We start from the raw sequence: 16090 nt of genomic DNA, 5'->3' as shown, positions 1-16090 counted from the left end.
ATCTTACCAATTCTGCTACATTGTCTTTGTCTACCAAAGTTACATTTCCTCTCGAAACAGGTTTTTCGTAACCAACAACTTCTACTTTTGTTTCAGTTGCTTCTGGTGCTACAACATTGATTTGTTTTGTACGTGCTTGCATAATTCCACGCATGTTAGGAATTCTTAAAGCCGCTTCGTCAACTAAACCTTTTTGTCCTGCAAATACCGCTGGTAAAGTAACTTCTACAGTTTCTTTTCCTCCGTCAATTTCACGAACAGCTTTAGCTGTAGAACCTTCTACGTCTAAACCAATACATCCGTTTACAAATCCATAATCTAACATTGCTGCTACTAATCCTGGAACTGATCCACCATTATAATCAATAGATTCTCTTCCTGTTAATACAAGATCAAATCCACCATCTTTTGCTGCTTTTGCAATTTGTGTTGCTACGAAAAAATCGTCGCGTGCATCACCATCTACACGAATACCATCATTGGCACCGATAGCTAAGGCTTTACGCATTACTGCATCTACAGAAGCGTCACCAACAGTTAAAATAGTAACAGTAGCTCCTTGTTTTTCTTGTAATTCTACTGCTTTATTTAAACTAAATTCATCGTGTGGGTTTATAACGAACTGAACGCCATTCTTATCGAATTCTTTTCCGTCAGCTGTGAAGTTGATTTTTGCTGTAGTATCTGGTACACTACTAATACAAACTAATATCTTCATAATTTTGTGTTTACTTTTTTCTGTTATGTAAAAATAAATAAATATTTTTATTATGCAAGCATAATAACGTTAATTCTTTACGAGGTCTTGATTCTTGGCTTTCAATTGCTTCTTATAAACTGAATTCGAAATCAATACGCTTAATTCGTACAATATCCAAAGTGGAATTGTGACCAGTACCATACTATAAACATCGTTTGGTGTAATTGCTGCTGCAATAACCAAAACAACAATAAAAGCATGCTTACGATATTCTCTCAAAAACGTTGGTGTAAGAAGACCAATACTTGTTAAGAAATAAACAAATACAGGCATTAAAAACATGACACCCATCGATAATAATAATTGTACAAACAAATCTATATAACTTGGTAGAGTCCATGTATTACCTACTCCAAAAGGATCATACGTAAATAAAAATTGTGTACATAAAGGCAATAACATGTAATAACTGAATAATACTCCTGTTACAAAGAAAAATGTAACTGCAAATATTGTAAAGCCTGCGTATTTACGTTCTCCTTCTTTAAGTGCGGGTTTTACAAATCGCCACAACTCATAAATAATATATGGTATTGCCAAAATAACTCCACACACAATAATTGCAAAAAATTGTGAGGTTATTTGTCCTGATGGATTAAGATTGGTTAAATCTTTCGATATATCAAAAGACTCTGTGTATATTTTTCCAAATCCTGTAAATTCTCCAAAATCATTAAAAATTGAAAATGTCAAAAATGTAGATTTAAGCGGAGCCATAATTACATTTTTCACTAACTCGTCCCAATAAATTGCTACTGCTATAGACGTTACTACTAATGCAAGAATAGAACGAACCAAATGTCCTCTTAATTCACCAACATGTGCTAAGAAAGACATACTTGTTTTTTTTGTTTCTGACATACGCTATTCTATTCCTTCGTTTAAGATTGAGTGAATATCTAAAATACCGTAATATTCATTTTCGTCATCTACAACAACTAATTGTCCAATACTATTTTGACGCAAAATTCCCAAAGCTTCTCTTGCTTTTTCTGCTTTATTAATTGTTTTTGGATGCATTGACGCAATATCTTTTGCTGTTAAATGATCAAATGTTTTATTATTTAACAACATTCTACGCAAATCACCATCTGTGATAACACCTATTATTTTCTTCTCATCCAAAACAGCCGTTATACCGTGTCGACCTGATGTTAAAGAATTTATTACATCAGATATAGAAGAATCTGGTCTTACAAAAGGCTTTCTTTCTGGATCAACAATATTCTCTACCGTCCAAAGCAAACGTTTTCCTAATGCACCTCCTGGATGATATTTAGCAAAATCATTCTGAGAAAATGAACGCATTTTCATCAAAGCAACCGCCAAAGCATCTCCCATTACCAACTGTGATGTTGTAGAAGTTGTAGGTGCCAAATTTACTGGACAAGCTTCTTTGGTAATATTTACATCCAAAACTATATCCGAATTCTTGGCTAATTCTGACTTCAAATTTGATGTCAAACCAATCAAAACAGAAGCATATTGTTTAAGTATTGGCGCCAAATACGTAATTTCTGGTGTATTTCCGCTTTTTGATATACAAATAACAACATCCTCAGGCCTCAATAAACCTAAGTCGCCATGTATAGCTTCTGTTGCATGTAAAAATTGGCTTGGTGTTCCAGTCGAATTTAAAGTTGCTACAATTTTATTTGCAATATGTGCACTCTTTCCTACTCCAACAATAACCAACTTCCCTTTTGCATTAAATATCGCATTTACCGCATCAACAAAAGAATCGTTAATACGTGAAGCAATTGCTTCTAGCTCTTGTATTTCTTCTCGAAAAACACCTTGAGCAATCTGTATTAAATCTGAATTTTTCACAATAAAATTTCTATTGTCTATTTTTAAAATTTTTCGTACTTTTACTCTCCTTTTTTATTCTCACTCAATTATATAAAAAACTTAATAAAATTAAGTGTATATTTATGAGGTATCAAATATAGGAACTATTTAATTTATAATATTAATTTTAGTCTTTTGTGTAGATGGAAGCCACTTCGAAAAACTTAACATCTTATCTCAAAAAATATTTTGGTTTCGACCAATTTAAAGGACAGCAGCACGAAATCATTACAACCTTATTGAAAAATGAAGATGTATTTGTTTTGATGCCTACTGGCGGAGGTAAGTCTTTATGTTATCAACTACCGGCATTAATGTCTGATGGAGTTGCGATTATTGTATCACCTTTAATCGCCTTAATGAAGAATCAAGTAGACGCAATACGAGGTATTTCCGAAAATGATGGAATTGCCCACGTATTAAATTCATCTTTAAACAAGTCTGAAACCAAAACGGTGATGACGGATATTAAAGATGGTGTTACAAAATTGTTATACGTTGCACCAGAATCGTTAACGAAAGAAGAATACATCGATTTTTTTAAATCGGTAAAAATTTCTTTTTTCGCTATTGATGAAGCGCATTGTATTTCTGAATGGGGACACGATTTTCGACCAGAATATCGTAACCTAAAATCAATTATCAATAAAATTGGCGACGCACCAATTATAGCTTTAACAGCTACTGCAACACCTAAAGTACAAGAGGATATTCAGAAAACTTTAGGAATGCAAACTGCTAGAGTGTTTAAGGATTCGTTTAATCGTACGAATTTATTTTACGAAATCCGACCAAAAGTTGATCAAGACAAACAAATTATCAAGTTTATCAAACAAAATGATGGTAAATCAGGTGTAATTTATTGCTTGAGTCGTAAAAAAGTTGAAGAGATTACACAACTTTTACAAGTCAACGGAATCAATGCTATTCCATATCATGCAGGTTTAGACGTAAAAACACGTAGCAAACATCAAGATTTATTTTTGATGGAAGAAGCAAGTGTTGTTGTAGCTACAATTGCTTTCGGAATGGGGATCGACAAACCAGATGTACGTTTTGTAATGCATTATGATATTCCAAAATCATTAGAAAGTTATTACCAAGAAACTGGTAGAGCTGGACGAGATGGTGGTGAAGGAATCTGTATTGCTTTTTATGATTACAAAGACATCGAAAAATTAGAGAAATTTTTAGCGAGTAAACCTGTTGCTGAAAGAGAAGTTGGTATGCAATTACTTTCTGAGGTTGTTGCTTACGCAGAAACATCTATGTCACGACGTAAATTCTTATTACATTATTTTGGAGAAGAATTTAACGATAAAAGTGGCGAAGGTGCCATGATGGATGACAACATGCGCAATCCTAAAAAAATGGTAGAAGCAAAAGACGATGCCGTTACAGCTTTAGAAATTGTGCAAAACACCAATCAGAAATTAAAACTAAACGATGTTGTAAATGTAATTGTTGGTAAAGAAACTTCTATCACAAAAACTCACAACCTTAGTTCTGAAGAATATTTTGGTATTGGAAAAGACAAAGAAGATTATTATTGGAAATCTATTTTACGACAATTAATCGTTCGTAATTATTTAGAAAAAGAAATCGAATCATACGGTGTTTTAAAAATCACAGAAGCAGGAAAAGCTTATTTCGCAAAACCTACTTCTTTTGAAATTGCAGAGGATATCGATTTTAAAAAATTATTATCTGAAGGAAGTTTTGACAAAGAGGAATCATCATCTGCTCCAATTGCATTTGACGACGTTCTTTTAAAACAACTAAAAGAATTACGAAAAAAAATAGCAAAAAAGCATCAAATTCCACCTTTTGCAATTTTTCAGGATACAAGTTTAGATGATATGACGATGCAATATCCAACAACAATCAAAGAACTAACAAATGTTTTTGGTGTTGGAGAAGGTAAAGCGCAAAAATTTGGAAAAGATTTTGTAGACTTTATTGCAAAATATGTAACTGATAACGATATTATTCGACCAGAAGATATGGTGATAAAACAATTGGCAGATAAATCTAGCCATAAAGTTTACATCATTCAATCAACTGATAGAAAATTAAATTTGGAAGATGTTGCAAGCGCAAAAAATCTTTCGATGAGTGATTTACTTTCGGAAATGGAAAGTATCGTTTACCAAGGAACTAAATTAAATATAGATTATTATATAGATGATGTATTAGACGAAGACCAACAAGAAGAAATTTATGATTTCTTGATGGAAGCAGAATCTGATTCAATGTCAAATTTATTAAAAGAATTTAGCGATGATTATGATGAAGAAGAATTACGATTAATGCGTATAAAATTCATCAGTGACGTTGCCAACTAATCATATTAAGAATTAACCTATCAGCCCGAAGATTTAGTATCTTTGGGCTGAATTATTCAATCACAAAAATGAACAACAAAGCAATATTAATGATTTTAGACGGTTGGGGAATAGGTCCAAATCCAGCTGTTTCTGCAATCGCGCAAGCCAATACTCCTTTTATAGATAGCTGTTTCACTAAATATCCAAATTCTACTTTAGACACTTTTGGTTTAGCCGTTGGTTTACCAGAAGGTCAAATGGGAAATTCGGAAGTTGGACACATGAATTTAGGAGCCGGACGTGTAGTTTTTCAAAACTTAGTTCGTATCAACATGGCAACAGAAAATGGAACATTTAAAAACGAACCAATTCTGAAAGATGCGTTTAATTATGCTTTAAATAATAATAAAAAAGTACATTTTATAGGATTAGTTTCCAATGGTGGTGTACATTCTCACATCAATCATCTAAAAGGTTTATTAGATGCTGCAAAAGGTTTAGGTTTAGATCAAAATGTTTTTGTACACGCATTTACAGATGGTCGTGATACTGATCCAAAATCAGGTGAAAAATTTATAACTGATTTAATGAATCACATGACAGTATCTACTGGAGAGCTTGCCTCAATTACAGGTAGATATTATGCAATGGATCGTGATAAACGATGGGAACGTGTAAAATTAGCTTACGATGCAATGGTGAACGGAGTTGGTGAAACAACAACAAATCCGTTAGAAACTATTCAAAAATCGTATCAAGATGGTGTAACAGATGAATTCATCAAACCAATAATTGTAACGGATGAAAATGGTCAACCAAAAGCAAAAATTGAAAATGATGATGTTGTTATTTGTTTTAATTTCAGAACAGATCGCGGACGCGAAATCACAGAAGTGTTAACACAAAAAGACTTTCCTGAATATGCAATGCACAAACTAAACCTAAAATATATTACACTAACGCAATATGATGCAACGTATAAAAATGTTGACGTTATTTTTGACGAAAGTAATATTATGAATACTTTGGGTGAAGTAATTTCTAAAGCTGGACGCAAACAAATTCGTATTGCCGAAACAGAAAAGTATCCACACGTTACATTTTTCTTCAACGGTGGACAAGAAGAGTCTTTTGAAGGAGAAACACGTATTTTATGCGCCTCACCACGTGATGTTGCAACTTACGATTTGAAACCAGAAATGGCTGCTTATGACATTACAAATGCTATTATTCCTGAAATAGAAAAAGAATCAGCAGATTTTATTTGTCTTAATTTCGCTAATACAGATATGGTAGGTCATACAGGTGTAATGAGCGCAGCAATAAAAGCCGCAGAAATTGTAGATTCTTGTGCCGAAAAAATTGTAAATATAGCGATAGAACATGGCTATAATGTTGTGATTTTAGCCGATCATGGTAATTCTGATTATATGATGAACGAGGACGGTTCTCCAAATACACAACATACAACCAATCCAGTTCCATTTATCTTAGCTCAAAAAAATACAGAGTGGACTGTTGCTCATGGAAAATTAGGAGACATTGCTCCTTCTATTTTAACATTAATGCAAATAGAAATTCCAGCAGAAATGACTGGAAATATTATTGTACATAAAAACTAATCTATATACTTACAATTATGATTAACAAAATTATAGCTGTCGATTTTGATGGAACAATTGTAGACGATAAATACCCAGAAATAGGTAAAGCAAAAATATTTGCTTTTGAAACATTACGCCAATTACAGAGCGATGGTTACCGATTAACATTGTGGACTTATCGCAGCGGAAAAGCTTTGGATGAAGCAGTAGAATTTTGCAAAAAAAATGGTATCGAATTTTATGCAATCAACAATAGTTTTGATGGTGAAGATTTTGATAAAACAAAACAAAGTCGAAAAATAAATGCTGATATTTTTATAGATGATAGAAATTTAGGAGGCTTCCCAGGATGGAGCGCTGTATATCAAATCATCAAAAATCGTATCGAATTAAACATTCAAGATCACGGTCAAGAAGCTTCAAAAGTGAAAAAGAAAAGAGGATTTTTCGGATTATGATACATTTAAAAAGTAAAGAAGAATTAGAATTAATGTACCTAAGCGCACAATTAGTGTCAAAAACCTTAGGTGTATTAGCAAAAGAAGTAAAACCAGGTGTTACGACCAATCACTTAGATAAATTAGGTGGCGAATATATTCGTGACAATGGTGGATATCCTGCATTTTTAGGAATGTACGATTTCCCTAAAAACTTATGTATCTCTCCAAATACAGAAGTAGTACATGGAATTCCAAACGATAAACCTCTAAAAGATGGTGATATTGTTTCTGTAGACTGTGGTGTTTACATGAATGATTTTTATGGTGACCACGCCTATACTTTTGCAGTTGGAGAAGTAAGCGAAGAAACTGAAAAATTATTACGCATTACCAAAGAATCTTTGTACAAAGGAATTGAACAAATGAAAAAAGGTAATCGTATTGGCGATATTGGTTTTGCAATACAACAATACTGCGAAAAAGAAGGCTACGGAATTGTAAGAGAATTAGTAGGTCATGGACTTGGTCGCAAAATGCATGAAGAACCTCAAGTACCAAACTATGGTCGTCGTGGTTCTGGTAAAAAAATTGAAGAAGGAATGGTTTTAGCAATCGAACCAATGGTCAATATGGGTACTGAAAAAGTATTTTTTCATCCAGATGGTTGGACAGTTACAACGCGCGATGATAAATATTCTGCTCACTACGAACACGATGTTTGTGTTGTAGATGGTGAACCAAAATTACTATCGACTTATCAATATATTTACGATGCACTAGGAATTGTATCTAACGAAGAAAAACCTTTTTTATTTAAACCATAATAAAAAACTTTTGTGAAAAAGCTTTTAAAAAAAATCATGAATATCCTACCTCGTCCTTTATTGATACAAGGTAGTTATATTGTTCGCCCAATTTTAGTTTGGTTTATGAAAGGTAATCGCTTTGTCGATCCTATCGACGAACAAGGTTATTACAGTTTATTGCCTTATGGCTACGAGAAACAGCGTGAAAATGTGTTATCCCCCGGAACTTTTTCTTTAGAAAGACACCGACTAATGTGGCTATATTTAAAAAATGAAACCTCGTTTTTCACCGAAAAAGCGAAAGTTTTACACATTGCACCAGAACAATCTTTCATCAAGCGTTTTCGCGCGATGAACAATTTAGAATATATCACAAGTGATCTAGAGTCGCCATTGGCAGATGTAAAAGCAGATATTTGCGATTTACCTTTTGGTGACGATACGTTTGATATTGTTTTTTGTAACCATGTCTTAGAACATATACCAGATGATCACAAAGCGATGAGCGAATTATTTCGCGTTATGAAACCTGGTGGTTGGGGAATTTTACAAGTACCAATTTCATATCAACGTGATGTAACATACGAAGATGAAACAGTAACAACAAAAGAAGAACGAAAAGAAAAATTTGGTCAATATGATCACGTTCGTGTTTACGGATTAGATTATTACAAACGTCTAGAAGATGTAGGTTTTATTGTAGAAAAAGTAGATTATACAAAAGAAATCCCATCAGAAGATGTACAAAAATATTGTTTAGAAAAAGGTGAAATTTTACCTTTGGTCAGAAAACCAAAAGCATAATTTTCATCAATTATAATACAAAGCTCAATCTATATGATTGGGCTTTTTTAAAAACTTTCTAAAACTTAAACTTTCTATTTAATTTCTTTTCAGCTTGATTCTTTTTATCCTCCAATCTTTTTCTAATTACTCGTTTAGGCACTTTAGTTACAAGACGTTTTTTTTCCTTTTTCAAATTATTGTCTAACAAAATAAATAAACGTTTTACAGCAAGCTCTTTATTTTTTAACTGACTACGCGTTTCATCACATTCAATCATTATAAAATGATCTTTTGTAATACGATTTGATAACTTTTCGTTTAACATTATTTTTTCATCATCTGTCAAACCATTAGATAATTCAATAGAAAATGTAATCTGAATTTTAGTCGAAACTTTGTTTACATTTTGTCCACCCGCGCCAGAACTGCGTACTGCTTTATAATTTAATTCCGTTTTTATAATTTCTTTATCCATCTTATACTCGAAAATTGATTTTGTTATTTATTCCTATAAAAATAGTCAAAATAAAAAAACGTTACTTTGAGGGTAACGCTTTTTATTTTGAAAACTATTTTTTTTTAATGTGCTTCTAACCAATTATCTCCTACTCCAACTTCTGCAATTAGTGGAACATCCATTTGCATAGCCGCTTCCATAGTCGATTTTATTAATTCAGAAACTTTTTCAACTTCATCTTTTGGTGCATCAAAAATTAACTCATCATGCACTTGTAAAATCATTTTGGTTTTATAATTCTTTTTCAATTCTTTCTGAATTTGAATCATCGCCATTTTTACAATATCCGCCGCAGTTCCTTGTATTGGCGCATTTACAGCGTTTCGTTCTGCATGCGAACGCACAACTCCATTACGAGAATTAATATCTTTCAGATAACGACGACGTCCCATCAATGTTTCTACAAAACCTTGATCACGCGCGATATCAACTTGTTTTTCGATATATGCTTTAAGTGTTGGATATGTTTCATAATACGCATCAATCAAAGCTTTTGCTTCTTTACGTGAAACATTGGCTTGATCTGCCAAACCAAACGCAGAAACTCCATAAATAATTCCGAAGTTAACCGTTTTTGCTTGGCTACGTTGTTCGCGAGTTACCTCATCTAACGCAATATCAAACACTTTTGCAGCAGTTGCAGCGTGAATATCTTCTCCTTTCTTAAAAGCCTCTACCATTGCTGGATCTTGAGACATTTGAGCGATTAAACGTAATTCGATTTGCGAATAATCCGCAGAAATTAAGACATGATTTTCATCGCGTGCAACAAATGCTTTTCTTATTTGTTGTCCAGCCTCAGAACGGATCGGAATATTTTGTAAATTAGGATTTACAGAAGACAAACGTCCCGTTGCAGCAACTGTTTGCGCATAAGTAGTATGTACACGACCTGTTTTCGAGTTCACCAAATTTGGTAAAGCATCAATATAAGTCGATTTTAATTTTTGTAATTGACGATATTCTAAAATATCATTGATAATTGAATGTTTATCTTTCAGTTTTGATAAAATTTCTTCTCCCGTTGCGTATTGTCCAGTTTTAGTTTTCTTTGCTTTTGGATCTAATTGTAATTTATCAAACAAAATATCACCCAATTGTTTCGGAGAATTAAGATTGAATTCTTCGCCTGCATCTTCCTGAATCTTCGCCTCTAATTCGCGCAAAGTTACTTCGTGTTTTACCGAAAGTTCTTGTAAAAATGGTACATCCAAATTAACACCTTCCAATTCCATATCAGCCAAAACTTGCATCAACGGCATTTCAAGATCAGTGAATAATTTATGCGTATTCGCTTTTATTAATTCAGGTTCAAAAAGATTTTTTAATTGATTTGTGATATCAGAATCTTCCACGCCATATTCGGTTTGCTCAGCTAAAGGAACATCGCGGAAATTCTTTTGATTTTTTCCTTTTTTACCGATTAAACTTTCGATAGAAACAGGTTGATAACTTAAATATGTTTCAGATAAAACATCCATATTATGGCGCATATCTGGATTAATCAAATAATGAGCAATCATCGTATCAAAATTATTTCCTACAATTTCGATTCCATATTTATACAAAACCTTGATGTCATATTTTAGATTTTGACCAATTTTAGAAATGGTTTCATCTAAGAAAAATGGAGAAAATTCATTAATAATTTCCTTCGTTTCTTCAAAATCTGCTGAAAAAGGAACATAATAACCTTTTCCTTTTTCCCAAGAAAATGAAATCCCAACCAATTCTGCTTCTAAAGCATCAAGCGAAGTAGTTTCGGTATCGAATGTTACTTCTTTTTGCTTCAAAATATTTCTCAATAATATTTCGCGACCTTTTTTTGAATCGATCAATTGATAAAGATGACTTGTTGTCGAAATATTTGTAAAAGTAGAATTTTGTGGAACAATTTCTTCATCCGAAGTAAAATCAAACAAAGATTGTTGCGCTGTTTGAGCTTGATTTGACGAAACCTGACTTGCCGCAGAAATTTCTTCTTGTGCCTCTTTTATAATTCCAGAAGCATCCAAACCATAAATTCTGTAAACAGTTTCTAACATTCTACGAAACTCCAATTCCGTAAAAAGTTCTGTTACTTTCTCTATATCTGGAGGACAAACCGTTAAATCTTCTTCATCAAATTCTACTGGTGCATCTGTAATAATCGTCGCTAATTTTTTCGATAAAATTCCAAGTTCTTTATTCTCTTCAATTTTTTCCTTCGCTTTTCCTTTCAGTTTATCTGTATTTGCCAAAAGACCTTCCAAAGAACCAAATTCTTTCAGATATTTACTTGCTGTTTTTGCTCCAACACCAGGTAAACCAGGAATATTATCCACAGCGTCACCCATCATTCCAAGATAATCAATCACCTGAATTGGATCATCAATCTCAAAGCGTTCTTTCACTTCTTCAATTCCCCAAATCTCGACACCTTTTCCGTTTGCTGGCGGACGATACATTTTTATTTTATCTGTAACCAATTGCGCAAAATCCTTATCTGGCGTCACCATATAAGTTGTGTAACCAGCTTTTTCTGCCTTTTGAGCCAAGGTTCCAATTACATCATCTGCCTCGTAACCTTCGGCAAAAAGAACAGGAATTTTTAACGCACGTAAAATATCTTGGATAAACGGAACTCCTTGGCGAATTGCTTCGGGTGTTTCGTCACGATTTGCTTTATATTCTGGAAACTCATCTGTACGAACGGTTGCTTTACCAACATCAAAAACAACAGCTAAATGTGTAGGTTTTTCTCTGTTAATAACATCAAATAATGAGTTTGTAAATCCCATAATTGCAGATGTATTGAATCCTTTTGAATTGATTCGTGGATTTTTGATAAATGCATAATATCCTCTAAAAATAAGAGCATAAGCGTCTAACAAAAAAAGTCTTTTATCTTCTTGATTCATTTTTACGTTTTAAGTTTTTCGTTTTACCTATTATGCAAAACGTAGTATTTAAAAAGTTAACGTAGAATATTTAAGGTTCCACGTAAAACTAAAATTTAATATTCTGGTGCTAACTCAACCACCAAACCTTCCATTTCGTCTGCAAGGTGTAGTTGACAACCTAAACGCGAATTATCTTTCACATTAAATGCTTCTGATAACATTGCTTCTTCATCAGGATTCATTTCTGGTAAAGGAATTTCTGGTGTCAAAACATAGCATTGACATGAAGCGCACATCGCCATTCCGCCACAAACACCAATTGTACCTTCGGGCGCTAATTCGTAAGCACGAACCAACTCCATAATATTCATATTCATATCCGTAGGTGCATCAACTTCATGCGAAACACCTTCTCTATCTATAATTGTAATTTTAATATCTGCCATAATACTTTTCCAAGTCTTACAAAAATAAGCATTGTTGATGGGCTAAAAAAGAATTAGCATCATCGAATAGAATTTAATAATAATTTTAAATAAGCTTTACTTCAATATTTTAAACTTTAAATTATTATCTAAAATTTTGTTAAAATTTTTATTTATTCAATACTTATTTTGATTAAATTTAGACAAATTAATACTGATTTGAGCAAATTATTATATTTAATGTTTTTCTGTTCAGGTTTTGGATTTGGACAAAACAATTTATCATTTAGTAATGATCAATATAGTGGAATCAATTCTGCTCCACTTTCGCCTACGACTCCTTATTTTAATCCAAATAAATGGGATGTTTCTATTTTTTCTACCGATATTTTATTTCAAAATGATTACGCTTATATCTCAGATCAGAATATTTTTGGCTTATTAAAAGGCGGAGTAAAAACTGCTAATCCTCAAAAAGGAATTACAGGAGAATCACAAGCTAATGTCTTGGATTTTTATAAACACGATTTTGTAAAATACAATTTAGAAAGTGATATCGTTGGACCATCATTTTCATTTAGACAAAAAATAAAAGGACAAACATTTCGTCTTGGTATTTTTACTCGTTTGCGTACACAGGGATCTGCAAAAGATATTGATAACTATATGCGTTTTAGTAATCAAAAAGTAATAGAACCAGCTGAATATTCGTTTCAACCACTGAAAACTAATTTTATGAATTGGAATGAGTTTGGTCTAAATGTTTCTACAAATTTATACACAACAAATACACAAGAATTAATTGTTGGAGCTTCTATAAAATATGCACTTGCATTGGACGCAGCTTATATCAACAGTAAAAATCCTATAAAACTAGACGCTGTACTTACAAGCACAAGTACATTAGAGAATCCTGATGCAGATATTTATGCATCCAATTATGATATCGAAGCGAGTTATACCACAAATTATGATTTTGATAAAGATAAATATGTCTATAAAAATAGAGGAAATGGCGTTGGAATAGATTTAGGAATTGCTTTGGTAAATCGTCGTATAAATGATGAATTATACGATTCTAAAATAGCACTAAACTTATTGGATATTGGTTATGTTAATCTAAAAGGAGAAAACCATTTATTCAAAAATTCTACTCTTGTACAAATTCGAAATAATCCACGATTAGATGATGTCGATTTTAAGAGTATTCAACAATATGCACGTATTTTGAGTAATGAAGTTTATGGCGATACATTGGCTTCATACAACGGAAATAAATTCACAATTGGCTTACCGACTAGTTTAAATTTTAATCTAAGTAAAAAAGTTCGTCCAAATCATTACATTAATTTTAATTGGGTACAACGCGTTCCTGTTTTCGAAAATAGTTTGAAACGCACCAATATTTTACAAACGTCTTATTCTATTCAGAAAGATGGTTTTGGAATTGGAACTTCTTTATCACTTTATGAATACGAAAAAATAGGATTTGGTGGTTATGTACGCATTGGACCTTTGATTTTGGGAAGCGAAAATGCTTTACCATTCGTTTTTAAACAAAATAAACTGAACTCGGGTAGTTTTTATATCGGACTAAAACTTTATCCATTTTGGGATAATGAAGCAAAACGACGATCGCGTGAACCGTGTGATTGTGAATAAAAAAAGCCTTCAAATAATTTGAAGGCTTTTTTTATATTTTATGATTCTATTTTTTTAAGATCTAAATTTATAAAAATCTATTTTACAATTAACTTTTTAGAAACACTTTCTTGTTCTGTTTTTACATGAATTATATAAATACCTTTCGGAATTCCAGATATATTTAACTTAACATCCTTCTGATTAATATTCTTTTGTTCTTTTAGAACTCTACCAGTAAAATCTATTACTGTTAAAGTTTGAAGATTCGATAGCGATTTTATATTGACTATATTGTCTGCCGGATTTGGATAAAGTTGTAGTGACTTCAAATTATTATTTACATTTAAATCTTCTGTATTTAAATCTTCTAAATAAAAATCTGCAACTGCTAATTCATTATCAGGATTAATGAAAAGTTTTTTCAGTTTAGAATTATAGATCATTTCGCCACTTAAATAAGTATGAATATTAGTAGAATTATCCAAACTTAATGAGTATTCTATTATCTTATCGTTTTTAATACTTACTATTTTTTTATTATCATTTTCAGAATAGTCAGTGTAATTTACCAATATGTTATCGTTAACACAAGCTATATTCTTCTTAGAAGTTGATGCAAAATCATTTTTAAAAATTCGTTCTACTTTTCCATTTAAATGATTATAAAAATATGATTTACCTACATGACCCGAAAAATCTGTATCAGCAATAATTGAATAGTTACCACAAGTTGTAATATATCCAAAATCATAAGATACGTTATTTAATATCATCTTCTTTTCATTTGTTTTTTTATTGTAGCTAACAAAATTATTACGATTATCAATATACTCAGAAAAGTAAAAATTTTCTTTATTTACGTTAACATTGTTAGAATACTTGTAAAGTCTTTCTTCTAATAATGTCACTAAATTTAATCTATGTATGTAATCTCCACTCAATTTTTCTTCACCATAAGGAGCAACATAATATTTTGAATAATAAAGATATGTTTCATCTGCATCAAAAATTTTAATATTATAATGAGAATCCCAATTCCAAAATTCGGTTAATTCTTTTATTTTTGTTGTACCATTTAGAGTCCCATCTGTTACCCATAAATCAGAACGAGAATTATGATTAGCTGATTCTACTTTAATAAAATATAATTTTTCTCCTACTGTAACATTTAATGGAATACTTAATATTGGTGAAGTAGAACCTAATGCTAAATCCTTAATCATCATTGTTCCATCTTTTGTACCGTCTGTTACCCAAAGTTCATTTCCCTTTTCTGGAAGATAACCTTTAAAATATACTTTTGTCGAAGTTTTTGCAATAAAACCTCCAAACCCACTGATAGTACGATGAGGTCCTTCTGTAAAAGGATTAATTTCTATTTCAAAAGTTCCTATATCTGTACCATCACTTACCCAAAGTTCATGACCTGATCTACCTCCTTTATTTCCTCCAAATAAAAATTTATCTTTAAACTCTATACCTTCTAAAATATTACCTGAAGAATTATTATTCAATGTTAATTGACTATCTGCTTTTACAACACGTGTACCCTGTAAAGTTCCATCAGAAACATATAAATGATTATAACCTTTGTAATTTCCTTCATAAAAAACTTTGTTTCCTACATTATAAAAACTCTTTGGAGATGTATTTGGTTTAGCATTAATATCACCATAAAATTCCGTTTCATTTGTGATTTTATTATAAGCATAAAGTTCTTTACCTGTTTCTGGCTTAGAAGCTTGTAAATATATTTTGGTTTCATCAAATCCAAGAATATCGTGTACTGCTAAATTATCATTTAATATTTTTGTATTTTTAGTCTCTACATTATAAGAAGTTAATCTATTATCATAAAATGTAAAGAATTGATTATTGTCAAAATTAACAATACTTAAATCCATTTCATAATCATGTAAAACTAATTCAGAATTTGTCACTTCAGCTAATTTCATGGAAAATGTATTCATCGATAAAAGTTCTAAAAACAATCTATCCTCAACTACCTTTCCTTGTCTAATAGTATAACCATCAATAAGTTTATATTC

13 protein-coding genes are annotated in these 16090 nt (G+C 31.7%); 6 read left to right on the top strand and 7 right to left on the bottom strand.

Annotated elements, in window-relative coordinates; all coding sequences use genetic code 11:
- The 3 genes from RSC72_RS10040 to RSC72_RS10030 form a co-directional block, all read right to left on the bottom strand.
- A partial coding sequence (locus RSC72_RS10040; RefSeq protein WP_332578488.1) for an electron transfer flavoprotein subunit beta/FixA family protein occupies window positions 1-718 on the bottom strand: 718 nt, incomplete at its 3' end.
- A 69-nt stretch (window positions 719-787) separates the two neighbouring features.
- The gene (gene tatC, locus RSC72_RS10035; protein WP_332545724.1) at window positions 788-1621 is read right to left on the bottom strand and encodes a twin-arginine translocase subunit TatC; all 834 of its coding nucleotides are present in this window, start codon (window positions 1619-1621) and stop codon (window positions 788-790) included.
- A gap of 3 nt (window positions 1622-1624) precedes the next feature.
- Window positions 1625-2590: a KpsF/GutQ family sugar-phosphate isomerase gene (locus RSC72_RS10030; RefSeq protein ID WP_332545723.1), complete on the bottom strand. Its 966-nt coding sequence runs from the start codon at window positions 2588-2590 to the stop codon at window positions 1625-1627.
- A gap of 164 nt (window positions 2591-2754) precedes the next feature.
- Between RSC72_RS10030 and recQ the strand changes: the two genes are divergently transcribed.
- From recQ to RSC72_RS10005, 5 genes are all read left to right on the top strand, one after another.
- Window positions 2755-4956 carry a DNA helicase RecQ gene (gene recQ, locus RSC72_RS10025; RefSeq protein WP_332545721.1) on the top strand — a complete coding sequence of 734 codons (2202 nt, stop codon included), beginning with the start codon at window positions 2755-2757 and terminating at the stop codon, window positions 4954-4956.
- Window positions 4957-5024: 68 nt separating this feature from the next.
- Window positions 5025-6560 (top strand): 2,3-bisphosphoglycerate-independent phosphoglycerate mutase, encoded by a 1536-nt coding sequence (gene gpmI / locus RSC72_RS10020; RefSeq protein ID WP_332545720.1) that lies wholly within the window; start codon window positions 5025-5027, stop codon window positions 6558-6560.
- A 17-nt stretch (window positions 6561-6577) separates the two neighbouring features.
- Window positions 6578-7000, top strand: a complete 423-nt coding sequence (locus RSC72_RS10015; protein ID WP_332545718.1) for a BT0820 family HAD-type phosphatase — start codon at window positions 6578-6580, stop codon at window positions 6998-7000.
- A complete protein-coding gene (gene map, locus RSC72_RS10010; protein WP_332545716.1) occupies window positions 6997-7806 on the top strand; it encodes a type I methionyl aminopeptidase in 810 nt (269 codons plus the stop codon). The genes RSC72_RS10015 and map overlap by 4 nt, the downstream gene beginning before the upstream one ends.
- A 36-nt stretch (window positions 7807-7842) precedes the next feature.
- A complete protein-coding gene (locus tag RSC72_RS10005) occupies window positions 7843-8592 on the top strand; it encodes a class I SAM-dependent methyltransferase (RefSeq protein WP_332566126.1) in 750 nt (249 codons plus the stop codon).
- A 58-nt stretch (window positions 8593-8650) separates the two neighbouring features.
- Here the strand turns inward: RSC72_RS10005 and arfB are convergent, their stop codons facing one another.
- The 3 genes from arfB to RSC72_RS09990 form a co-directional block, all read right to left on the bottom strand.
- Window positions 8651-9049 (bottom strand): alternative ribosome rescue aminoacyl-tRNA hydrolase ArfB, encoded by a 399-nt coding sequence (gene arfB, locus RSC72_RS10000; protein ID WP_332546706.1) that lies wholly within the window; start codon window positions 9047-9049, stop codon window positions 8651-8653.
- 104 nt (window positions 9050-9153) lie between these two features.
- A complete protein-coding gene (polA, locus tag RSC72_RS09995) occupies window positions 9154-11991 on the bottom strand; it encodes a DNA polymerase I (RefSeq protein WP_332546705.1) in 2838 nt (945 codons plus the stop codon).
- 95 nt (window positions 11992-12086) lie between these two features.
- Complete coding sequence (locus RSC72_RS09990) at window positions 12087-12419, bottom strand: 2Fe-2S iron-sulfur cluster-binding protein (protein ID WP_177190258.1); 333 nt, start codon at window positions 12417-12419, stop codon at window positions 12087-12089.
- Window positions 12420-12617: 198 nt separating this feature from the next.
- Between RSC72_RS09990 and RSC72_RS09985 the strand changes: the two genes are divergently transcribed.
- On the top strand, window positions 12618-14060 hold the full coding sequence (locus RSC72_RS09985; RefSeq protein ID WP_332546703.1) for a hypothetical protein: 1443 nt from the start codon (window positions 12618-12620) through the stop codon (window positions 14058-14060).
- A 77-nt stretch (window positions 14061-14137) separates the two neighbouring features.
- On the opposite strand, the gene RSC72_RS09980 is transcribed toward RSC72_RS09985, so the two are convergent.
- A partial coding sequence (locus tag RSC72_RS09980) for a T9SS type A sorting domain-containing protein (protein ID WP_332578487.1) occupies window positions 14138-16090 on the bottom strand: 1953 nt, incomplete at its 5' end.

The sequence above is a fragment of the Algoriella sp. genome (assembly GCF_036647415.1).
Taxonomy (GTDB): domain Bacteria; phylum Bacteroidota; class Bacteroidia; order Flavobacteriales; family Weeksellaceae; genus Empedobacter.
The sequence above is the reverse complement of the archived record's forward strand: the minus strand, read 5'-3'. Positions and strand labels throughout refer to the sequence as shown.